Here is a 20,882-nt window from a genome sequence, read left to right as displayed (position 1 = left end):
CCGAACTGCGTGCGGGTAAAAATGCCGTCGCAACATCGCCCGAAGGTGGGGTTACGAAAAGGTTGAGACTCGGCCGGAAAAGGCGCATTCTGCTTGTGGCGGAAGGTCGGCCAGGGTATGGCGCGGCGACGATGACGTGCCGGCCCGGCTCCCCGCCGGGAGAGGTCAGGTGGTTGCGTGACGGGTGATCCTCGCGGTTGACCGCCTGCTGTGTCCCCGCGACCGGAACGGTTCACGAACGGGCCGGGCGCGACTGCGAACAGCACCGAAGCGCGGGTCTTCCATGCGTTCACGCATACGGCGTCGATCGGGCCTGTATCGGGTCACGACCTCGGCAGTCGTGACGACAGAGCCTGAACGCCGGCCCGGTCGCGGCCAACCGCCGACCAAAGACACAACCTCGGTACAGAGCCTGGGTGTGGCCGCCAGCGCGACGGCCGCACCCAGGCTCGTTACGTACGGTCGGCTTGGTAACGAACGGCACAGTACGATCTGCGGGTGAGATTCGACGACGATGCCGGCCTGGATGCCTCCGAAGTCCAGGACCTGCGCGGAAGCGGTGGAGGCGGCGGCGGGATCGGCGGCCGCGTTGCGCTCGGCGGTGGCGGACTCGGCGTCGTCGGGGTGATCATCTACTTCGTGCTCTCCCAGCTCGGCGGGGTGAGCACCGGCGGCAGCGGCCTGACCGGCGGGCTCGGCAGCGTCGGCTCCGGCCAGCAGGTCGACAACTCGAAGCTGTCCAGCGAGTGCAAGACCGGCGCGGACGCCAACAAGAACCACGACTGCGCGATCGTCGCGATCGTCAACTCCGTCCAGGACTACTGGACGCAGCAGTTCTCGCGCTCCGGCTCGACCTACCGGAAGGCGCCGACGAACTTCTTCAACGGCGGCGTGCGCACCGGCTGCGGCAGCGCCACCTCCGACACCGGGCCGTTCTACTGCCCGGCCGACTCCGAGGTCTACATCGACCTCTCCTTCTTCGACGAGCTGAAGACCCGCTTCGGCGCGCAGGGCGGCCTCTTCACCGAGGCGTACGTCCTCGCGCACGAGTACGGGCACCACGTGCAGAACCTGCTCGGCACGTCCAAGAAGGGCACGGGCACCGGCCCGACGTCCGGTTCGGTGCGCCTGGAACTGCAGGCCGACTGCTACGCCGGCGTCTGGGCCAACCACGCCTCGACGACGCCGACCGAGAGCGGCAAGCCGCTGATCACCGACGTCACGCAGGACGACATCGCCTCCGCACTGGACACCGCGTCCCGCATCGGCGACGACTACATCCAGCAGAACCTCGGCGGCGGCCAGGTCGACCGCTCGAAGTTCACCCACGGCACGTCCGCGCAGCGCAAGAAGTGGTTCACCACCGGCTTCCAGACCGGCGACCCGGCCCGCTGCGACACCTTCGGCACGAACAACCTGGGCTGAGACACGACAGAAGGGGCCGTCCCAAGCATGGGACGGCCCCTTCTTCGTTCGTCAGGCGGTCAGCGCGTGCGGGTCACCGGCGACGGCGCGGGCGGAGAAGTTCCGCTGGGCACCGCGGTCGGCGGCCTTTTGCTTGGCCGTCTTGCTCTTGCCCGGCTTCACGCCGTTGACGCTCTCGGTGCTCGTCGCGTAGACGCCAAGGGCCCAGGCGACGCCGTCCGCGTTGCGGTCCAGCGCGACCCGGTCGATGTTGCCCAGGTTGTCGCAGGCCTGGTGGTAGCACGGGTCGAACGCGATGCCGGCCGTGCCGCCCCACTTCGCCGCCTGCGCCGGAGTCTTGATGACCTCGGCGCCGGTGTCCAGGCCACCGGCCGGGATGCCGACGGCGATGAACTCGCCGTAGTCCGAACGCCCGGTGAAGTCGGTGCCCTCGAGGGACACCCCGCGCGCGGCCTGCAGGTAGTCGACGAAGGTCTTCTCGATCTGCGCCGAGCCGTACGGGCCGGGGCCCGCGCCGACGCCGTCGGAGTTGTCACCGTCGTAGGCGAAGTACCCGGCGTTCGGCGAGCCGATCATGTCGAAGTTCAGGTACAGCGCGATGTCGAGCTGCTGCTCGAAGCTCAGCGAGTCGACGTAGTAGGTCGAGCCGATCAGGCCGAACTCCTCCGCGCTCCAGAAGCCGAAGCGGACGCCGTTGTTGACCTTCGGGCTGCTCCCCAGCTGCAGCGCCGTCTCGAGCAGGGTCGCCGAGCCGGAGCCGTTGTCGTTGATGCCCGGGCCGGCCGGGACGCTGTCGAGGTGCGACCCCAGCATCACGACGTTGTCCTTGCGGCCGGTCTTGGTCTCGGCGATGACGTTGTAGCTGGTCCGCGCCTCCTGGAAGGCGCGCAGCTCCAGGGTCACCGGCTGCCCGGCGAGGGTGGCCAGCTGCGCACCCGCGGCCGCGGTCACGCCCCCGGTCGGGATCTTCGCGACGGCCGGGTCCCCCAGGGTCCCGTTCAGGTCGCCGTCGGTGTTGTTGTAGACGACGGCGCCGATCGCGCCCGCGGCCGCGGCGGTCTCCTGCTTCTGCGCGAACGAGCAGCCGCCGCGCTTGATCAGCGCGATCTTGCCGGCGACGTCGGCGGTGTAGTCGGTGGCCTCGCAGCCACTGGTGTCGTCGACCGCGACCACGGCGAGCGGCGCGGTGATGCCGCCGACGGGCGTCGAGACGGTGTACTCCATCGCGATGACCGGGACGTTCCGGCCGCCCGCGGTCAGCTTCTCGGCCAGGGTTTCCGAGTAGGTGAACGGGAACTCCTGGCGGGTCACCTGGAAGCCGGCCGCCTCGAGCTTGGTCGCGATGTACTCGGCGGACTTCTTGTGGCCGTCGGTGCTCGCCGCGCGCGTGCCGCCGTTGGTGTCGGCGATGCGCTGCAGGGCGATGAGGTGCCGGTTGACGCCGTTGACGTCGACCTTCTTGACGAGCTGCTTGGCCAGCGCGGGACCGTCGGGGACCGTGGTCGCGGCGGCGGCCGGGGTCAGGCCGAGCACCAGCGTCGCGCCGGCGGCCAGGGCCATCGGCGGGAGGAATCTCTTTCTGAAGGGTGACATGGTTGCTCACCTTTGTTCCGAATGAGTAGTACGTCAATGCGTCATTCGGCGGGAACTTCGTTCGCCGGTATACAGTCGACACATGTTTGCGATCACCATCCGTGAGCCAGGTGACCCGGACGTTCTCGAGTGGTCGGAGGTCGCGGATCCGCGACCCGGCCCCGGCGAAGTGCTGCTGGACGTGGCCGCGAGCGCGGTGAACCGGGCGGACCTCCTGCAGCGCCAGGGCCACTACCCGCCGCCGCCCGGCGCCAGCGAAACGATCGGCCTGGAGTGCTCCGGCACGATCGCCGAACTCGGCGAGGGCGTCACAGGCTGGAACGTCGGCGACGAAGTCTGCGCGCTGCTCGCGGGCGGCGGCTACGCGGAGAAGGCCGTCGTCCCGGCCGGGCAGCTGCTGCCGGTGCCGGCCGAGCTCGACCTGATCACCGCGGCCGGGCTGCCCGAGGTGGCGTGCACGGTGTGGGCGAACGTCGTGATGCACGCGAAGCTCGCCGAGGACGAGGTGCTGCTGGTCCACGGCGGCGCCGGCGGCATCGGCACGCACGCGATCCAGGTCGGCAAGGCACTGGGCGCGTACGTCGTCGTCACCGCGGGTTCGGAAGACCGGCTCGACCGCTGCCGCCAGCTCGGCGCCGACCTGGCGATCAACTACAAGGAGAAGGACTTCGTCGAGGTCGTCAAGAAGGAGTTCGGCGGCGCGGACGTCATCCTCGACAACATGGGCGCGTCCTACCTGGGCCGCAACGTCGACGCGCTGCGCCAGGACGGCCGGCTCGTCATCATCGGCATGCAGGGCGGGGTGAACGGCGAACTGAACGTCGGCGCGCTGCTCGGCAAGCGGGCGTCGGTGTTCGCGGCGGGCCTGCGTTTCCGGCCGCTGGACCAGAAGGCGGCGATCGTCGCCGACGTCCGCGAACGGCTGTGGCCGCTGGTTTCCGAGGGTCTCGTCAAGCCGGTGATCGGCCAGGTCGTGCCGATGGCCGAGGCTTCGACCGCGCACCGCGCTCTGGAAGAGGGCAGCGTGTTCGGCAAGATCCTGCTGGCGGCGAAGTCCTAGCGGAGTTCTTCCAGCACGCGCACGAGCTGGTTGATCTCGAAGACGTTGGAGTAGTGGGCGAGCCCGATCCGCACGGCGCCGCCCACTTCTCCGACGCCGAGTGACGCGAAGACGCCGGCCGCGCCGTCGTCGGCGAAGGCGCACAACCCCTGCGAAGCCAGGTACTCGGCGACCTCGGGGGCTTTCTTGCCGGCGACCGCGAACGCGAGCGCGGGGATGCGGCGCATGGCGTTGCCGATGACCATGATGTGCCGCAGCGACAGCAGTTCCGTCGACAGCTGCGCGAGCAGGCCGGCGTGGTACGACTTCGCCGAGCCGAGCGAGGTGACCAGGCGCTCGCGGCGCGATCCGGACGCGGCGTCGTCGAGGCCGGCGAGGTAGTCGATCGACGCGATCAGCCCGGCCAGCAGCGGGTAGGCGTGCGGGCCGAGCTCGAGGCGGGCAGCGCCGCGCGCCATCGGGTCGAGCGAGACCGACGCGATCCGCTCGATCAGCTCGGGGTCGCGGAAGACGAGCGCCCCCACCGAAGGGCCGCCCCAGGCCTGCGCCGAGACGACCATGACGTCGGCGCCGAGGGCGTTGATGTCCAGCGGCAGGAACGGCGCGGCATAAGTCGCGTCGACGACGACGAGCGCGCCGACCCGCTTGGCGAACTCGATGATCGTCGGGACGTCCGGCCGCGTGCCGACGGACCCGGACGCGAGCGTGACCGCGACGGCCTTCGTGCGCGCCGACACGAGCTGCTCGTACTGCCACGCGGGCAGTTCACACGTTTCAATGTCGATCTCGCCCCAGCGCACGACCGCGCCGACGCGCTTGGCGGCACGCTGCCACGGCGCGAGGTTGGCTTGTTCGTCGAGCCTCGAGACGACGACTTCGTCGCCGATGGTCCAGCGCTCGGCGAGCGCGTCGCAGAGGCGGCGCAGCATCACCGGCGAGCTGGGCCCGAGCACGACGGCGGCCGGGTCGGCCCCGACCAGGTCGGCCACGGCCCGGCGGGCCGCGGTCACGATGCTTTCCGCGCGTTGTGAGGCCGGAAACGCTCCACCCGGCCCCGACACCGGGGCGCGCATCGCCGTCGAAACGGCCGAAGCGACCTGTTCCGGGACCAGCATTCCGGCGGCGCCGTCGAAGTGAATCCAGCCGTCACCCAGCGCGGGAAAGAGCCCACGGATACGAGCGACGTCGAACGCCATGTGGACACCGTACGGACGTGCGGTTTCGCCGTGCGTCCGGGGTTGGGTGGAGAGCCACCGCGAACCCCGATAGCCGCTACGCTCGGAGACGAACACCCCGCAGGTGTCGCGGAGCGTGTTGAACGCGAGCCAGGATGGAGCACATGACCGAGCCGAACTTCACAGCGGGTGACCCCGGCCAGGAATCTTCACCCCACGTGGTGGTAGTCGGACAGGACGGCTCCCCTCTCGAGGGTGCGGAGCAAGCCGAAGCGATGGGCGAGCTCATCGAAGAGCCGGCCAAGGTGATGCGCATCGGCACGATGATCAAGCAGCTCCTGGAGGAGGTCCGCGCGGCTCCGCTGGACGACGCGTCCCGCACGCGGGTGCGCGAGATCCACCAGACCTCGGTGAAGGAGCTGGCGGCTTCGCTGGCACCGGAGCTCCAGGAGGAGCTGGAGCGGCTCGTGCGGCCGTTCACGGACGACTCGACGCCGTCGGACGCGGAGCTGCGGATCGCGCAGGCTCAGCTGGTCGGGTGGCTGGAGGGGTTGTTCAGCGGAATCCAGACGGCGCTGTTCGCCCAGCAGATGGCGGCCCGGGTCCAGCTGGAGCAGATGCGACGCGGGTTGCCGGCGGGTCCTTCGGCGGCCGGCCACGGGCATGAGGGCCACGGGCCTGGCGGGATTTCGGGGACGGGTCAGTACCTCTGACGGTTGGCCACGGGGTTGTCCACAGACCGAAGGGATTGTGGACAACCCCTGTGGACAACTACAGGGTGTTGAAGAACGTCCGGATGTCGCCGATCAGGGCGTCCGGTTCCTCCAGTGCCGGGAAGTGGCCACCTCGCGGGAACTCCGTCCAGTGGACGATCTTGTCCGTTCGCTCCGCCAGCGTCCGGATCGGCAGGCCGATGTCGTCCGGGAAGACCGCCACGCCCGTCGGGACCACGTTCGACGCCGGCGGTGCCCCCCAGCCTCCGGTCAACGCCGCGTACAACCGCGCTGACGAGTTGGCCGTCTCCGTGAACCAGTAGATCGACACGTCCGCCAAGAGGTCGTCGCGGTCGATCAGGTCCGCCGAAGTGTTCGAGAACGAGCGGAACTTCTCCGCGATCCAGGCCAGCTGCCCCGCCGGGGAGTCGTGCAGGCCGTACGCAAGCGTTTGCGGCTTGGTCGCCTGGATGATCGCGTAGCCCGTTCCCGAAGCCGAGAACGCCTGGCCCTTCTCCAGGGAACGCCGGCCGAGCTCCTGGTCCGGCAGGCCCTCGAGGTCCGCCGGAGTCCGCGCCACCGCCGAGGCCAGCATCGTCACGTGGATCCCCAGCACCCGCGACGGGAACTGGACCGCCAGCTCGCGCGAGATGATCGCGCCCCAGTCGCCGCCGTGGGCTCCGAACCGCTCGTAGCCCAAGTCCGTCATCAGCGTGGCGAACGCGCGCGCGATGCGGTCCGGGCCCCAGTCCGGCGTCGGCGTCGGGCCGGAGAACCCGTAACCCGGGATCGAGGGCACCACCACCGTCAGCGCCGAAGCGGGGTCGCCGCCGTACGCGCGCGGGTCCGTCAGGGGCCCGATCACGTCCAGGAACTCGACGATCGAGCCCGGCCAGCCGTGCGTCAGCAGCACCGGCGTCGCGGACGGCTCCGGGGAGACCACGTGCAGGAAGTGCACCTTCGTGCCGTCGATCGTCGTCGTGAACTGCGGGAAGCCGTTGATGCGCTCCTCCTGCGCCCGCCAGTCGAAGCCCGAGCGCCAGTATTCGGCCAGCTCACGCACGTAGTCGACGGGCGCCCCGAGCCGCCAGCCGGCGTCGGCGGGCTGGTCGGGCCAGCGCGTGTTCGCCAGGCGTGCGCGGAGATCGTCGAGGGCGGCCTGCGGGACGTCGATGCGGAACGGAGTGATCGTCATGCCTCAACGATAGGAAGCACCGCGGACAGATCCGGTCCTCGATTCCACCTGATCCAGCACCCGATCCACCCCGCGACCATCCACAGTGGACGACGCCGTCGCCGACAGCCGCTGCCGGAGAGCCGGGTCGGACAGCAGCGAGCGCAAGACGCCCGTCACCTCGGGCAGGCGTCCGGCGAGGGTCGAAGCGGCCCCCAGCCCCGCCGCCAGGCCGAGCTCCACCGCGGCCCGGTAGCCGGGTTCCTGGTTGTCCACCAACTGCACCGCCGCCGTCGGGACGCCGAGGCAGCACAGCTCCACGAACGTCACCCCGGCCGCGCTCACCGCGACGTCCGTCGTCGCGAACAGGTCCAGCAGCGCGGGACTCGGCGCCGCGACCCGGATCGACTGGTCCGGCCGCAAGTCCGGCAACGGCGGTTCGCCGCGCACCAGCACGTCCGCCGCGAAGGGCAGTTCAGTGTCGCGAAGAGCGTGAAGCAGCAACCCGACCGTCGGCGCCCACTGGTCGCCGCCGCCGAGGGCCACCGTGACGTGCGGCGGCGGCCCGGACGGCGCCCGGCGCGTACCCCGCACGACGTCCCGGAGCGGTGCGTACTCGATCCCCCGCAGCACGACGTCCGAGCCGTCGTCGGGCCGCAGTGAAGGCGCGAAGCCGGAATCCACGACGATGTCCGCGGGCCGGCGCCCGAACACGTCGTCCTCGATCGAGACGAGCAGCGCGCCCGCCGCGTTGACCTCCGCGCGCAGGTCACCGAGGCCGTAGTGGTCGACGACCACCGCGTCGAACCCGGAAGCGTCGAAAGGCACGCGCGAGACGCCCAGCTCGTCGAAGCGGGAAGCGAGCCACTCCGCGTTGTCGACGCGGCCCGCGAACGCGACCGGAAAGCCCCGCGCCACCGCCCGCTCGGCGTAGGCAACCATCCGCGCGACGTGCCCGGCGCCGATCGACGCCGACGCGTCCGCGCGCAGGAGCAGCTTCACGAACCGACCTTCTTCTGCTCGACGTGCGCGTTCAGCGCCGCCAGCTCCGGCCGCGAGCGCAGCAGCGCGACCACCGCCCGCCAGTCGCCGACGCCGTCGCCGAGTTCGCCCACCACGGCGGAAAGCAGCTCCCAGTCCTCCGCGGTGTCCAACGTCACCCGCAGGTCGTCGGCCGCCGGGCTCACCACGATCCCCGTGCACGAATAGCGCGAAGGGTCCGCGTAGATGCCCGACGTGACGTGCTCGCGATGCGCGCCGGCCGCCGTCGAGACCTGCTCGAGAAGCACCTCGGCCCGCACCAGCTCGGCGTCGAAGCCGCGCGGCAGCGTCCGGACCAGCGTGGTGCTCACGTAGTCCAGCGACGGCTGGGCCCGCCACAGCGTCGCGAGCTGGCCGATCAGCGCCGGGTCCAGCAGCGGGCAGTCGGCGGTGAGCCTGATCACGGCGTCGGCGGGGTGCTCGGCCAGCGCCCGCCCGAAGCGGTCGAGGACGTCGTCGAGCGGGCCCCGGACCACCGCGGCGCCGCACCGGGCCGCCTCGAGCGCGACGTCGTCGTCCGAAGCGTCCGAAGACGTCGCGACGACCACCTGGTCGACGCCGGATGCGGCCGCCGCGGCCCGGACGACCCAGCCCAGCACGCTGCGGCCGGCGAGCGGGCGCAGCACCTTGCCGGGGAGCCTGGTCGACGACGAGCGGGCCTGGATGACGGCGTTGACCACGGGCGCAGCACGCATGGGTGACATGATGGCCGACGGCCACAGTCACCGAAACGCGGAGGTCAACGATGTCCGAGCTGGATGGCTCCAGCATCCTGCTCACCGGCGGGACCGGTTCCTTCGGCAAGGCGTTCATCGCGCACGCGCTCGCCGAACTGAACCCGAGCCGGCTGGTCGTGCTCTCCCGCGACGAGCTCAAGCAGTACGAAGCCCGGCAGCTGTTCAACGACGACCCGCGCTTGCGCTGGTTCATCGGCGACATCCGCGACCGGCGCCGGCTCGAACGCGCCATGCAGGGCGTCGACTACGTCGTGCACGCCGCCGCGCTCAAGCAGGTCGACACCGGCGAGTACAACCCGTTCGAGTTCGTCCAGACCAACGTCATGGGCTCGCAGAACGTGATCGAGGCCGCGATCGACACCGGCGTCAAGAAGGTCGTCGCGCTGTCGACGGACAAGGCGTCCAGCCCGATCAACCTCTACGGCGCCACCAAGCTGTGCGCCGACCGGATGTTCATCAGCGGCAACCACTACGCGGCCGCCCACGTGACGCGGTTCTCCGTGGTGCGCTACGGCAACGTGATGGGCTCGCGGGGCAGCGTCATCCCGTTCTTCCGCAAGCTGGCCGGGCAGGGCGAGTCGCTGCCGATCACGCACAAGGACATGACCCGGTTCTGGATCACGCTCCCGCAGGCCGTGCGGTTCGTCGTCGACTCGTTCGACCAGATGCACGGCGGCGAGCTGTACGTGCCGCGGATCCCGAGCATGCGGCTGGTCGACCTGGCCCAGGCGATCGCGCCGGGCAGCGAGATGCACGAGGTCGGCATCCGCCCGGGCGAGAAGCTGCACGAGGAGATGATCGCCCCCGACGACGCGCGCCGGACGGTCCAGCTCAAGGACCGCTACGTCGTGCAGCCGCACCTCGCCGGCTGGGGCTTCCAGCCGCCGGCGGACGGCACGCCGATGCCGGAGGGCTTCGCCTACCGCTCGGACACCAACGACCTCTGGCTGAACGGCGAGGAGCTGCGCGAACTGGTCGAGCAGCATGCCTGAGTCTGATGCCGCCTCCGCGGGAAAGAGTGCGTCGGCGGGCTTCCTCCCCTACGGCCGCCAGTCCATCAGCGAAGAGGACATCCAGGCCGTCGTCGACGTCCTGCGCGGCGACTGGCTGACCACCGGGCCCGCGGTCCAGCAGTTCGAGACCGACCTCGCGGCGCACACCGGCGGGACGCCCGCGGTGGCCGTCACCTCGGGCACGGCCGCCCTGCACGTCGCCTACGCGGCCGCCGGGATCAAGCCGGGTGACGAGGTCGTCGCCTCGCCGATGACGTTCGTCGCCACCGCCGCGGCCGCCGCCCTCCACGGCGCCAAGGTGGTCTTCGCCGACGTCGAAGCGGACACCGGAAACCTTTCGGTCGAAGCAGCGAAAGCCGCGGTGACCGAGCGGACGAAGGTCGTCGCGGCCGTCGACTACGCCGGGCACCCGGCCGAGCTGGACGCGCTCGGCGAAATCGCGCACAAGGCGGGCGCGCTGCTCCTGGAGGACGCGGCGCACTCCGTCGGCGGCTCCTGGCAGGGCCGCGCGGTGGGCTCGATCGCCGACCTGACGACGTTCTCGTTCTTCCCGACGAAGAACCTCACGACGGCCGAAGGCGGCGCTGTCGTCACGCCCGATGAGAACCTCCTGGACCGCGCGCGGAAGTTCCGGAACCACGGCCTGGTCCGCGACCGCGCCGAGCAGCGCTACCCGGACGAGGGCGGCTGGCACCAGGAGGTGCACGAGTTCGGCCTGAACTACCGCCTGCCGGACGTCCTCTGCGCACTCGGCAGCAGCCAGCTCACCCGGCTCGCGGAGTTCAAGAAGCGCCGCGCCGAGATCCACGAGCGGTACACCACGGCGCTGGCCGACCTCGACGGCGTCGCGACCCCGCCGAGCCGCCCGGGTGCCGACCCGGTGTGGCACCTCTACCCGCTGCGGGTCCTCGAAGGCCGCCGGAAGGCGCTGTTCGAGCACCTGCGCGGCGTCGGCATCGGCGTCCAGGTCAACTACATCCCGGCGTACTGGCACCCCGTGTTCGAGGACCTCGGCTACCGGCGCGGGCTCTGCCCGAACGCCGAGGCGTACTACGAGCAGGAGCTCTCGCTGCCGCTGTTCCCGTCGCTGGCGGACGCCGACGTCGACCGCGTCGTCGACGCCGTGCGCGCGTTCTTCTAGATCAGGTCCCAGGTCAGGGGCGTGCCCTTCGCGGCGTCGACGCGGAAGGTGCGCCCCACGACCTTGGTGATCTCCGCCGGGGCCAGGCCGCCGGCGGGCCGGATCGACCGGACGTTCGCCGCGGTGACCTCGTCGCCCGCGCGAACGTCCTCGACGACGTAGAGGGACCGGCGCAGCCGCAGGCCCTCCTTCTCGCTCTCCCGCGGCCCCAGCACCGGCTGCCCCAGCGCTTCCCACGCCCGGTGCGTCTCGGTGACCAGGGCGGCCAGCTCCGACGGCTCCAGCGAGAACTCCGAGTCGACGCCGCCGTCCGCGCGAGCCAGCGTCACGTGCTTCTCGATGGCCACCGCGCCCAGCGCGACGGCCGCGACCGGCGCCCCGATGCCCGGGGTGTGGTCCGACAGGCCCACCAGCGTCTGCGTCAGGCCGGCCAGCAGCGGCAGCCCGCGCAGGTTGCTCTCGGACGGCGAAGCCGGGTAGCTCGCCGTGCAGCCGAGCACGATCAGCTGGTCGTTGCCCGCTTCACGCGCCGTGCGCACGGCGGCGTCGATCTCCGCGACGTTCGCCATGCCGGTCGAGATGACCAGCGGCTTGCCGGTGCGAGCGCACAGCTCGACCAGCGGCAGGTCGACGATCTCCGACGACGCGATCTTGTACGCCGGCGCGCCGAGCGACTCCAGCAGCTCGACCGCGGTCGGGTCGAACGGGCTGGAGAAGATTTCCAGCCCGCGAGCACGGGCGCGTTCGAAGAGCGGCTCGTGCCAGTCCCAGGGCGTGTGCGCCTTTTCGTACAGTTTGTACAGGTTTTCCCCGCCCCACAGCTCGTGGGTTTCCCCGATCCGGAACGCCGGGGTGTCGACGTCGATGGTGATCGTGTCGGGGCGGTAGGTCTGCAGCTTGACCGCCTGCGCGCCGGTTTCGGCGATGGCGTCGATGATCTGCAGCGCCCGGTCGAGGTCGCCGTTGTGGTTGCCGGACATCTCGGCGATGACGAACGGCGCGTGGCCCGGACCGATCAGGTGCGCGCCGAACCGGATGTCGTGCATGGTGCCTCCCCGGGGTGGACTGCGGGTCAGCTCAGAGTCTTGCGCAGCTGCCGGAAGCCGTTGACGGCAGGCGCGGCTTCGGCGTAGCCGGCGTGGTCGAACAGCTTCGCCGAAGCGGCGTTGTCCTGGTGGACGGCGGCCAGCACGACCCGCACGCCGAGCCGTTCCCGCGCCACCCGCTCCCCCTCGGCGAGCACCGCGCCGGAGAGGCCACGGCCGCGCTGCTCCGGCGCGAGGGTGATGCTGATCTCCCAGCCGTCGCCGTCCCGGCGGTCGAACCGGACGGTGCCCGCCGGCACGTCCTCGTGGTCCACGACGAGGAGCAGCCGTTCGGGGTCCGCCAGCACCCCGCGCAGCCACGCGAGGTGCTCGGCCAGGGAGACCACCGCCGTCGACCGCGACGACTGCCGCGTCCGCGGGTCGTTGCGCCAGCCCAGCAGCAGCTCGGCGTCCGCTTCGGTGGCCTCCCGGGCGTGCAAGCTACGGCGCGACGGGCTGCTCGGCCCGGTCCTCGAGGCGCCGGAGCCGGTCCTCGTAGCGGGAGATGCCGGCCAGCCGGACGCGGATCTGGGCGTGCTGGCGCTGGATCTCCTCGATCAGCGTGCGGGCCTCGGCGGTCTGGGCGCTGTCGGTGTTCGGGACCAGCGACAGCGACTCGCGCAGCGTCTCCAGGCGGCCTTCCTGCGCGGCCACGTGCGGGATCAGGCGGTCGAGCTCGGCGCGGGCCCAGCGCAGGTCGCCGCGGGCCTGCTCGAGGTTGTGCTCGGCGTTGTCCAGCCGGCGCCGGTGGTCGGCGGTGGCGTGCTCGAGGTTGTTGACGCGCTCGGCCAGGCCGCGCGTGCGGTCGTCGACCCGGAAGTCGATGAGCCGGGCGATCCGGCCGACGAGGCCTCTGCCGAGCTTCTGCATTGCCATGGGTGGTCCTTACGTGGGTGGGGACGCGCGGCTAGCGCAGGAGGGTGGTGTCACCGGTCTTGGTCCAGGAGTCCAGCAGCCGCCCTTCGGCGGCGATCTGGTGCTCCGGGCCGACGATGCAGGAGTCGCCCGCGGCGTGCTCCCACGACGTCTGGTCCGGGTTGTCGATGAACGAGAACCCGGTGAGCACGAGCTGGGCGGTCGGGAACGACGTCCGCGCGATCCAGGCCGCCAGCGTGCCGGTGGTCGACCACGTCGGCTCGTCGCGCGTCGGCAGGCCCAGCGCGTCCGACAGCGGCAGCACGACCTCGCGGTTCGACACCGGGACGGCGCCGAGGTCGGCGGGCCACCAGCCCGGCACGTCCTCCGGCTCCCAGTGCATCCGCCCGGGCTCGACCAGCAGGTAGAGCCGCTTCCGGTAGTCCTGGAAGACGTACGGGGTGGCCCGGATCGCCCGGTTGAACACCACGACGTGCGTCCGGGAGCCGACGACCTCCTCGCCCGGCTTGTCGACGACGAAGCCGTTGACGCGGATCACGAGATCGCACGCGTCGACCGCCTTCGCCCGCTGGGGGTCGGGTGGGAGCGGCTGGTTTCCGACGACGGCCACGGAACGGGGCTCCGGCCGGTCGGCGTACGCCGCGAGCAGGTTGACCATCAAGCTCGCCGCGCCGAGAGCAGCAGTCATAAGCCGAGAAAGTACCAGCACGCAGGACCCGCCCCACCGCGTAGCGGTCCCTAACCTCTACCACACGGGCGGGGTGGCCCGGACGCCGCTCATCCCATCGGTACCCTCGTCCACGTGCATGCCACCAGCACGGTTCAGGCCGCGAACTCACCCGTAGCGGCGTCGGCGCCCCCGACGTCGGACAGCAAGACGTTCGCGCGTGCCTTCGCCGACATCAAGGCCGGTTTCTCCGCCCGCGAGCTGTGGGGTCACCTCGGCTGGCAGGACATCAAGCAGCGGTACCGCCGCTCGGTGATCGGGCCGTTCTGGATCACCATCAGCCAGGCGGTCCTCGCGATCGGGCTCGGGCTGCTCTACTCGCAGCTGTTCAAGCTGCCGGTCGAGGTCTTCCTGCCCTACATCTCCACCGGCTTCATCATCTGGGGCTTCATCAGCGGCTGCCTGTCCGAAGGCATGGAGACGTTCATAACGAACGAGGGGCTGATCAAGCAGCTCCCGGCGCCGCTCAGCGTCTACATGCTGCGCACGGTCTGGCGGCAGACGCTGATGCTGGCCCACAACATGATCGTCTACGTGGCGGTGCTGGCGATCTTCTTCGGCGCCCTCAGCAAGCAGTACTCGCTGCTGGGCGACGGCCTGTGCATCCCCGACCACATCTGCCACCCCGGCCTCAGCTGGAACATCCTGCTGGCCATCCCCGGGTTCTTCCTGCTGGCGCTCAACGCCGGCTGGGTGACGCTGCTGTTCGGCATCATCTCGACCCGCTTCCGCGACATCCCGCAGGTCGTCAACTCGCTGATCCAGCTGCTGTTCTACGGCACGCCGATCGTCTGGCCGGTGGACCAGCTGATGAGCGGCGGGTCCCGGGAAGGCGTTTCGTGGATCCTGCCGATCGTCAAGGCGAACCCGCTCTACCACTTCATGCAGGTGGTCCGCGCGCCGTTGCTCGGCCAGGAGTTCTCCGTGGAGAACTGGATCGTGGTCGGCGCCATCACCGTCGTCGGGTGGGCGCTCGCGCTCGTCGCGATGCGCAACTACCGTGCCCGCGTCTCCTATTGGGTGTGACACATGGTTTCCATTGACGTTCACAACGCGTTCGTCGACTTCCCGATCTTCGACGCGAAGACGCGCTCGATGAAGAAGAAGGTCCTCGGCAAGGTCGGCGGCAAGATCGGCACCGACACCAAGGTGCCGATCATCGAAGCCCTGCACGACGTGACCCTCAACCTGCGTGAAGGCGACCGCGTCGGCCTGGTCGGGCACAACGGCGCCGGCAAGTCGACGCTGCTGCGGCTGCTGGCCGGCATCTACGAGCCGACTCGCGGGTCCTCGCGGATCCAGGGCAAGATCGCGCCGGTCTTCGACCTCGGCATCGGCATGGACCCGGAGATCTCCGGCGTCGAGAACATCATCATCCGCGGCCTCTTCCTCGGCATGACGGCCAAGGAGATGGAGAAGCGGGTCGACGACATCGCGGAGTTCACCGAGCTCGGCGACTACCTGCAGATGCCGCTGCGCACGTACTCCACGGGCATGCGCGTGCGGCTCGCGCTGGGCGTCGTCACGTCGATCGACCCGGAGATCCTGATCCTCGACGAAGGCATCGGCGCGGTCGACGCGGCGTTCCTCAACAAGGCGCGCGACCGCCTCAAGGACCTGGTCAAGCGCTCGGGCATCCTGGTGTTCGCCAGCCACTCGGACGAGTTCCTGTTCGAGCTGTGCGACTCGGCCCTCTGGATGGACGAGGGTCACGTCAAGCAACAGGGTTCGCTGCGGGACGTCCTCACTTCGTACAAGGGGCGCGACCCCTTCGAGAACATGAGCAAGGAAACTCTGGAGCGCTTCGGCATCGAGCCGGTGGCGACGACGAACGGCGGGGAATGATGACCAGCGAGACCCGGCAGCTGCCCGACGGCGCGGTCGTCGGCGTGGTCGTCACGCGGCACCGGCGGGAGCTGCTCTCGGACTCGCTGAAAATCATCGCGGCGCAGACGCGGCCGGTCGACCACCTGGTCGTGGTGGACAACGGGCCGGACGACTCGGCCCGTGAGGTCGTCGAGAACTACCCGCTGCCGCACACGTACCTGCCTTCGCACCGCAACCTCGGTGGCGCGGGCGGGTTCGCGCTGGGCATGCTGCACGCGCTGTCGCTGGGCGCGGACTGGGTCTGGCTGGCCGACGACGACGGGCGCCCGGCCGACGAGAACGTGCTCGCGATCCTGCTGGCGGAGGCGGAAAAGCGGAACCTGGCGGAGATTTCGCCGGTGGTGTCCAACATCGACGCCCCGGAGAAGCTGGCGTTCCCGCTCCGCCGCGGTCTGACGTGGAAGCGGTCGCAGTCCGAGCTGGGCGTGGACTTCCTGCCCGGCATCGCGTCCCTGATGAACGGCGCGCTGTTCCGCGCGTCCACTTTGGACGTCGTCGGCGTGCCGGACCTGCGCCTGTTCTTCCGCGGCGACGAGGTCGAGCTGCACCGCCGGCTGGTGCGTTCGGGGCTGCCGTTCGGCACGTCGCTGAAGACGAAGTACCTGCACCCGGACGGCTCGGACGAGTTCAAGCCCATGCTCGGTGGCAAGTTCCACGCGCAGGACCCGGAGAACGAGGTCAAGCGGTACTACACGTACCGCAACCGCGGATACCTGTTGTCCCAGCCGGGAATGCGCAAGATCGGCGCGCTGGAGATCGTCCGGTTCGGACTGTACTTCGTGGGCGTGAAGCGGGATCCGAAGGCGTTCCTGCAGTGGCTGAAGCTGGTGCGGCAGGGCCGCGCGGAGAAGTTCTACCGCTACTGAGTTCACGAGAAAGGGCCCCCGCCGCGGCGGGGGCCCTTTCCGTTTGCCGTTATTCGCCGATGACCGGCGGGGCGGTGCGCAGGTCGGTGCCGAAGACCTCGTCGGGGTCGCCCTCGACCAGGTACGTCGGGCGCGAGTGCTCGGTGTCCTCGTCACCCTCGCCCTTCTGGCCGCGGCCCAGGCCGCCGCCACCCATGCCGCCACGGCCGGCCGCGCCGCTGCCCGAGCCCAGGCCGCCCATCCCGCGTCCGGCGGCCGCTTCCGCCGCGCCGATGCCACCCGGCCGGGCCGCACCCGAGGCCGAACCCGCGCCCGTCGAGCTGCCGGCGCCGCCCGAGCCACCGGGGCCGAAGCCACCGCCGCCCCCGCGGCCGGCGCCGCCGCCGACCTTGGAGTTGTAGGCCTCGTCGCCGCCGAAGTTCATGCCGCCGCCCATCGGCATCGGGCTCATCGGCGGCATGCCACCGAACGACTGGTTCGGGTTCGGCGCCGACCCACCGGGGATCGACCCCGGCGTGAAGCCGGACGGCGTGGTGGTGCCGGCCGGGATGAGGCCCGCGCCGGTCGTCGAGCCCGGGCCCGAGAAGTGCGGCGTGCCGGTGGTGCCGGGGATGTTCCCGGTGGTGAAGTTGTTGCTGCCACCGCCCGGGGTGTTCACCGAGCCGGAGCCCGGCGTGTTCACCCCGGACGGGGTGTTGATGCCGCCCTTGTCGTCGCCACCGTTGGGATCCCCGGTGCCGCCACCGGTGCTGAAGCTGGGCGGCGGCGCGAAGGCGGGCTGCTTCGACGCGGCTTCGTAGAGGTTCTTGTCGTAGGTCGACATGACGCCCGCGGCCTGGTCGTGTGCCGCCTGGCTGTCCTTCTGCTTCTGGATGGACTTGTCGACGTTGTCCGGCAGGCTGAACGGGTTCGACGTCGCCCAGGACTTGAACTCGTCACCCCAGGAGAACGGGATGGGGGCCGGCATGGAGTTCTTGGCCGTGGAGGCGGCTTGGCCCTGGTCGTAGATGGTTTCGGAGGCGAGCTTCGCGTTCTGCGAGTTCGCGTCGGACCACGTACCGAGGCTGGTGAAGTACTGCTGCGCGTTGGTCGCCGCGGTGCCTTCCCAGGTGCCCTTGGAGGCGTTGACCGCGGTGTTCATCGACGTGGCGAACTTGTCGAACGTCTTGTGCACTTCGTGGTAAGCGGTCGAAACCTCGGAGACCTGGTCGACGTTCAGGTTGCTGTTGAGGTACGCCTGGAGCTGCGCGTGGTCGGTGCCCTTGTAGTCGGCGTTCGACGCGTTCAGGCCCTGGACGTACTCGACGTCACGGCCCTTGGTGGCGTCCGCGACGTTCTTGTCGCCGAGCTCCTGGGACTGGTTCTTGGCCTTCTGCTGGGCCATCCACTGCTGCAACGGCCCGAAGAGCCAGTTGCCCGGGTCGACACCTTCGTCGGCCTTCTGCTGCAGGTAGGCATCACGCTCGGCCGGCGCCATGTCCTGCACTTCTTGCGGCGTCTTGTCCGGGGTCTTCGGCGGCGGTCCCTGTCGCGTCGTCATCTGGGTTCCCCTATCCCTTCGGCAGCCGCGGTTCGACGGCGGCCTTGGCCACCGCTTCGGCGATTTGGCAAGCCTGGTCCGCCGAGTCGGCGCCGAGCACCGCGACGTCCACCCTCGACGAATCGCCCACCGGCAGGGCGAGCGTGCACCCCGGGACGGATGCGCCGCCGGACGCCTCTTTTGCCTGCCGGCCGTTGATGTCCTTGTCGACCACTCCGCCGCCCGTGTCGTTCACCTGCGCGACCGACGCGGTGTCGCGGATGTTCGCGCCGATCACCTTCTGGTCATCACTGGCCGAGGCGATCTTCTGCTGGTAACTGCAGGACCGGGCGCCACCGAGCGTCTGCTTGCGCGGTTCCATGAACTCGCCGTAGCTGCTCAGGTCGCTCATCTCGAGGAGCGAGCAGGGGTCCGTGATCGACTGCGTTCCACCGCCGCCCGCGGACGACGAAGAAGTCTCCGGGGCGCCGGACTCGCTGGCCGACGGCGACTGCGCCGGCGACGCCGTCCCCCCTTGGGTGCTGGTGCACCCGGCCAGCAGTGCCCCGCCGGCGACGAGCGGAAGAACGACGCGAATGAGAAGTTTGGTCATTACCTCAGGCCTATTTGGTCTGGAGCGCGGAGAAAGCCTGGCTCTCGGTTTCCTTGTAGAGGCCCGCGGCCCGGGCGAGCGCTTCGTCGGCCTGCTTCGCGACCTGCTTGAGCTGCTCCAGGACCGCGGTCGCCGAACCTTCGGATTCCGAGGCACTCTTCTGGTCGTGCTTCGCGACGGTGTGCGCGTACGGGTGGTCACCGAGCTGCGGGGCCTGATCGAGCATGGAGCTTTGGTACTGGAGGGCCCCGAGGTCGGTGACCAGCTCGGTCAGCGCGTCCCGGATCGGCTTGACGCCCTCCGGCGTGATCTTGAAGCCGCCGCCCTTGGCCGCGTCGACCAGCTTCTGCGTCTCCGCAGTGACGCTCTGGACCGCCGCGCTCATCCCGGCGGAAGAAAGCGGGTTGACGATGTCCGACATCGAGCCGCCGCCGCCGTCAGCAATCAGCATCGCTGTTCCACCCCGAATCACTTCGCCTGACCGTCTGCACCCGGAAGTCTACTAGCCGGGCACCCTGCGCCACCGCCGTTCACCGATCTTCACCTGTGACGCGGGGGCGCGCTGAGTGGTTCCCTCAGAACTGGCCTTCGAGCTGCGCGTACAGCTGCTGGGCCAGGCGGGCGTTGTCGGCCGGGGCGTAGGTCACCCAGCGCTGGCCGTCCGCGGCTGCTCGCGAGGACATCAGCCAGCGGCCGGACGGGGTGTCGAACCAGGCCAGGGGCGGGAACGCGCCGCCGCGGGTCTGGGCCGTGAACTGGCCCACCCGCTTCTTCGGCTCCTGGAACACGCGCTCGATCATGCGGAGCTGGGGGCCGCCGCCGCTGCTGCTCTGCGAGCGCGGGCCGCTCACGCCCGCGAACGGGTCGTACGCGTCGTCGCGGCGCTGGTGGCGGGGCTGCTCGGCCGGGCGGGCGATGGTGACCGACTGGCCGGGTGCCGCCGGGGTCAGCGGGAGGAGGTCGACGATCGCCGGGACGATGCCCGTCGGGCGGACCTCCTCGAAGACGATGAGGTTCTCCTCCTGGCGGGCGAGCACCGCGAACTGGCCGTCGGACGCGACGCGCGCGAAGAGGTGCCGGTCGCCCAGCTCGGCGGCCGCGTTGATCACCACGCTCCCGCGGACGAACGTGGCCAGCGCCAGCTCGGCGTCCGCGTCGAGGCGGCCGCGGCTCCACATCCCGCGGCCGGACAGGTCGCGGACGACGGCGTCGCGGATCATCGCGCGCTGCTCGACGGTCGTGCCGACGTGCGGGACCTCGAACGGCGTCGGCGCGCGGCCGAATCCCAGGTGCTCCAGCAGGATGTCCACCGCTGCCAGTGACAGCGAGAACGAGTGCGGCATCGCTTCCATCCCCCCGCGGGTTCTTCCGGACTTGGGGAAACGGTAGTCCATCCGCTCTCGGCGAACCCGCTTGCCCGAGCGAGATCGCCGCTGGTCCGATGGACGCATGGCCGACCCGAAACCCGCACTCGTGCTGCACCTCGCCACCGGCGGGGAACCGCTTCTGTTCGCACTGAAGGCCGAAGGATCCGCCGAGCTGGCGGGCAAGCTCGCCCAGCTCGTGCGGACCGGCGCCGTCGAAACGGTGACCACCAAGGACCACTCGGAGGTCGCGATCAACTTCGCCCACGTGGCCGCCGCGTACGTCGACGACCTCACCCGCAAGACCACGGTGTTCGGCATGCACGGCTGACAAAGCGAAGGCCGCCTCACGGCGAGCGTGAGACGGCCTTCGTCGAGCCTGTCGTCAGAGCTTGTACAGGCGCTGCCAGTTCTCGCGCGAGGTGAGCTCCGGCATGGCGCGCTTGTACTGCTCCTGCACCGCCGCGCCTTCCTTGCGCAGCCGCTGGACCACCTTCGCGCCGCGCTTGGCCAGGTCGAACATCTTGACCTTGTCGTACGAGCGGACGCGGACGCCTTCCTGGTTCGCGTCCGTCACGACCGCCGTGTCGAACAGGGCGATGTGCCACCAGTTCGCCTCGTCGATCGGCACCGCGCCGAGCCCGAAGCGGCTGCGGCCGAGGACCCGGTCGAGCACGCGCTTGATCAGCACCAAGCGCTGCATGCTGGGCCGCGGCGCGCTGTTGATGATGCCGATGTCGTTGGACGCGATGCCCGGGACGTCGGTGGCCTTGTGGCGCTTGGTCTCCGGGTACTGGTCGCGGATCCGGCGGATCTCCTTCATCGCCTCCACACCACCGTCACGCAGCACCTCCGGCCCTTCGAGGAAGTCCT

The 20,882-nt window shown here is 70.2% G+C and carries 22 protein-coding genes and 1 pseudogene; 9 read left to right on the top strand and 14 right to left on the bottom strand.

The annotated features are described in order from the left end of the window. Positions 1–498 precede the first annotated feature (498 nt). Positions 499–1,425 carry a KPN_02809 family neutral zinc metallopeptidase gene (ypfJ, locus tag QSK39_RS33930; protein ID WP_285481965.1) on the top strand — a complete coding sequence of 309 codons (927 nt, stop codon included), beginning with the start codon at positions 499–501 and terminating at the stop codon, positions 1,423–1,425. Positions 1,426–1,476: 51 nt separating this feature from the next. Here ypfJ and QSK39_RS33925 read toward each other — a convergent pair whose 3' ends face one another. Next, positions 1,477–3,018: a M28 family metallopeptidase gene (locus QSK39_RS33925; RefSeq protein ID WP_285481964.1), complete on the bottom strand. Its 1,542-nt coding sequence runs from the start codon at positions 3,016–3,018 to the stop codon at positions 1,477–1,479. A gap of 82 nt (positions 3,019–3,100) precedes the next feature. Here QSK39_RS33925 and QSK39_RS33920 point away from each other — a divergent pair, with 82 nt between their 5' ends. Next, the gene (locus QSK39_RS33920) at positions 3,101–4,078 is read left to right on the top strand and encodes an NAD(P)H-quinone oxidoreductase (RefSeq protein ID WP_285481963.1); all 978 of its coding nucleotides are present in this window, start codon (positions 3,101–3,103) and stop codon (positions 4,076–4,078) included. Here the strand turns inward: QSK39_RS33920 and QSK39_RS33915 are convergent. After that, positions 4,075–5,274 carry a cysteine desulfurase-like protein gene (locus tag QSK39_RS33915; protein ID WP_284744461.1) on the bottom strand — a complete coding sequence of 400 codons (1,200 nt, stop codon included), beginning with the start codon at positions 5,272–5,274 and terminating at the stop codon, positions 4,075–4,077. The genes QSK39_RS33920 and QSK39_RS33915 overlap by 4 nt on opposite strands. 134 nt (positions 5,275–5,408) lie before the next feature. Between QSK39_RS33915 and QSK39_RS33910 the strand changes: the two genes are divergently transcribed. Beyond that, positions 5,409–5,966, top strand: a complete 558-nt coding sequence (locus tag QSK39_RS33910; protein WP_285481962.1) for a bacterial proteasome activator family protein — start codon at positions 5,409–5,411, stop codon at positions 5,964–5,966. Positions 5,967–6,024: 58 nt separating this feature from the next. Here the strand turns inward: QSK39_RS33910 and QSK39_RS33905 are convergent, their stop codons facing one another. The 3 genes from QSK39_RS33905 to QSK39_RS33895 are packed head-to-tail and all read right to left on the bottom strand — an operon-like array spanning position 6,025 to position 8,885. Further along, positions 6,025–7,161: an epoxide hydrolase family protein gene (locus QSK39_RS33905; protein ID WP_285481961.1), complete on the bottom strand. Its 1,137-nt coding sequence runs from the start codon at positions 7,159–7,161 to the stop codon at positions 6,025–6,027. Between the two features lie 3 nt (positions 7,162–7,164). After that, complete coding sequence (locus QSK39_RS33900) at positions 7,165–8,142, bottom strand: spore coat protein (protein ID WP_285481960.1); 978 nt, start codon at positions 8,140–8,142, stop codon at positions 7,165–7,167. Continuing rightward, positions 8,139–8,885, bottom strand: a complete 747-nt coding sequence (locus tag QSK39_RS33895; RefSeq protein ID WP_285481959.1) for a cytidylyltransferase domain-containing protein — start codon at positions 8,883–8,885, stop codon at positions 8,139–8,141. The genes QSK39_RS33900 and QSK39_RS33895 overlap by 4 nt, the downstream gene beginning before the upstream one ends. Positions 8,886–8,926: 41 nt before the next feature. On the opposite strand from QSK39_RS33895, the gene pseB reads away from it, so the two are divergent. Continuing rightward, positions 8,927–9,910 carry a UDP-N-acetylglucosamine 4,6-dehydratase (inverting) gene (gene pseB / locus QSK39_RS33890; RefSeq protein WP_284744456.1) on the top strand — a complete coding sequence of 328 codons (984 nt, stop codon included), beginning with the start codon at positions 8,927–8,929 and terminating at the stop codon, positions 9,908–9,910. Next, a complete protein-coding gene (gene pseC, locus QSK39_RS33885) occupies positions 9,903–11,072 on the top strand; it encodes a UDP-4-amino-4,6-dideoxy-N-acetyl-beta-L-altrosamine transaminase (protein ID WP_285481958.1) in 1,170 nt (389 codons plus the stop codon). The genes pseB and pseC overlap by 8 nt, the downstream gene beginning before the upstream one ends. Here pseC and pseI read toward each other — a convergent pair. Genes pseI through QSK39_RS33865 form a run of 4 tightly spaced genes read right to left on the bottom strand, consistent with a single transcriptional unit; the run spans position 11,069 to position 13,691 of the window. Next, positions 11,069–12,118 carry a pseudaminic acid synthase gene (gene pseI / locus QSK39_RS33880; protein WP_285481957.1) on the bottom strand — a complete coding sequence of 350 codons (1,050 nt, stop codon included), beginning with the start codon at positions 12,116–12,118 and terminating at the stop codon, positions 11,069–11,071. The genes pseC and pseI overlap by 4 nt on opposite strands. 26 nt (positions 12,119–12,144) lie before the next feature. Beyond that, positions 12,145–12,597, bottom strand: a complete 453-nt coding sequence (locus tag QSK39_RS33875) for a GNAT family N-acetyltransferase (RefSeq protein WP_285481956.1) — start codon at positions 12,595–12,597, stop codon at positions 12,145–12,147. A 1-nt stretch (position 12,598) separates the two neighbouring features. Continuing rightward, positions 12,599–13,033, bottom strand: a complete 435-nt coding sequence (locus QSK39_RS33870; protein ID WP_285481955.1) for a hypothetical protein — start codon at positions 13,031–13,033, stop codon at positions 12,599–12,601. Between the two features lie 31 nt (positions 13,034–13,064). Beyond that, on the bottom strand, positions 13,065–13,691 hold the full coding sequence (locus tag QSK39_RS33865) for a glycosyltransferase family 29 protein (protein WP_285482829.1): 627 nt from the start codon (positions 13,689–13,691) through the stop codon (positions 13,065–13,067). Positions 13,692–13,835: 144 nt separating this feature from the next. Between QSK39_RS33865 and wzm the strand changes: the two genes are divergently transcribed. Genes wzm through glfT1 form a run of 3 tightly spaced genes read left to right on the top strand, consistent with a single transcriptional unit; the run spans position 13,836 to position 16,513 of the window. Continuing rightward, complete coding sequence (gene wzm / locus QSK39_RS33860) at positions 13,836–14,786, top strand: galactan export ABC transporter permease subunit Wzm/RfbD (RefSeq protein ID WP_285481954.1); 951 nt, start codon at positions 13,836–13,838, stop codon at positions 14,784–14,786. A gap of 3 nt (positions 14,787–14,789) precedes the next feature. Further along, positions 14,790–15,605, top strand: coding sequence for a galactan export ABC transporter ATP-binding subunit Wzt/RfbE (gene wzt / locus QSK39_RS33855; RefSeq protein WP_285481953.1), 816 nt, complete (start codon positions 14,790–14,792; stop codon positions 15,603–15,605). Next, positions 15,605–16,513 carry a galactofuranosyltransferase GlfT1 gene (gene glfT1, locus QSK39_RS33850; RefSeq protein ID WP_285481952.1) on the top strand — a complete coding sequence of 303 codons (909 nt, stop codon included), beginning with the start codon at positions 15,605–15,607 and terminating at the stop codon, positions 16,511–16,513. Before wzt ends, glfT1 begins: the two co-directional genes overlap by 1 nt. A gap of 49 nt (positions 16,514–16,562) precedes the next feature. On the opposite strand, the gene QSK39_RS33845 is transcribed toward glfT1, so the two are convergent. From QSK39_RS33845 to QSK39_RS33830, 4 genes are all read right to left on the bottom strand, one after another. Next, complete coding sequence (locus QSK39_RS33845; RefSeq protein WP_285481951.1) at positions 16,563–18,053, bottom strand: hypothetical protein; 1,491 nt, start codon at positions 18,051–18,053, stop codon at positions 16,563–16,565. A 10-nt stretch (positions 18,054–18,063) separates the two neighbouring features. Beyond that, entirely contained in the window at positions 18,064–18,645 is a 582-nt protein-coding gene (locus QSK39_RS33840; RefSeq protein ID WP_285481950.1) for a DUF3558 family protein, read from the bottom strand. A gap of 10 nt (positions 18,646–18,655) precedes the next feature. After that, positions 18,656–19,096: a hypothetical protein gene (locus QSK39_RS33835; protein WP_285481949.1), complete on the bottom strand. Its 441-nt coding sequence runs from the start codon at positions 19,094–19,096 to the stop codon at positions 18,656–18,658. Positions 19,097–19,220: 124 nt separating this feature from the next. Continuing rightward, complete coding sequence (locus QSK39_RS33830; protein WP_285481948.1) at positions 19,221–19,988, bottom strand: ESX secretion-associated protein EspG; 768 nt, start codon at positions 19,986–19,988, stop codon at positions 19,221–19,223. A gap of 106 nt (positions 19,989–20,094) precedes the next feature. On the opposite strand from QSK39_RS33830, the gene QSK39_RS33825 reads away from it, so the two are divergent. Then, a complete protein-coding gene (locus QSK39_RS33825; protein WP_285481947.1) occupies positions 20,095–20,340 on the top strand; it encodes a hypothetical protein in 246 nt (81 codons plus the stop codon). 54 nt (positions 20,341–20,394) lie between these two features. On the opposite strand, the pseudogene QSK39_RS33820 reads toward QSK39_RS33825, so the two are convergent. Next, a pseudogene (locus QSK39_RS33820) lies at positions 20,395–20,882 on the bottom strand (glycosyltransferase); the annotation flags it as partial.

Source organism: Amycolatopsis sp. NBRC 101858, assembly GCF_030269325.1.
Taxonomy (GTDB): domain Bacteria; phylum Actinomycetota; class Actinomycetes; order Mycobacteriales; family Pseudonocardiaceae; genus Amycolatopsis; species Amycolatopsis ponsaeliensis.
The sequence above is the reverse complement of the archived record's forward strand: the minus strand, read 5'-3'. Positions and strand labels throughout refer to the sequence as shown.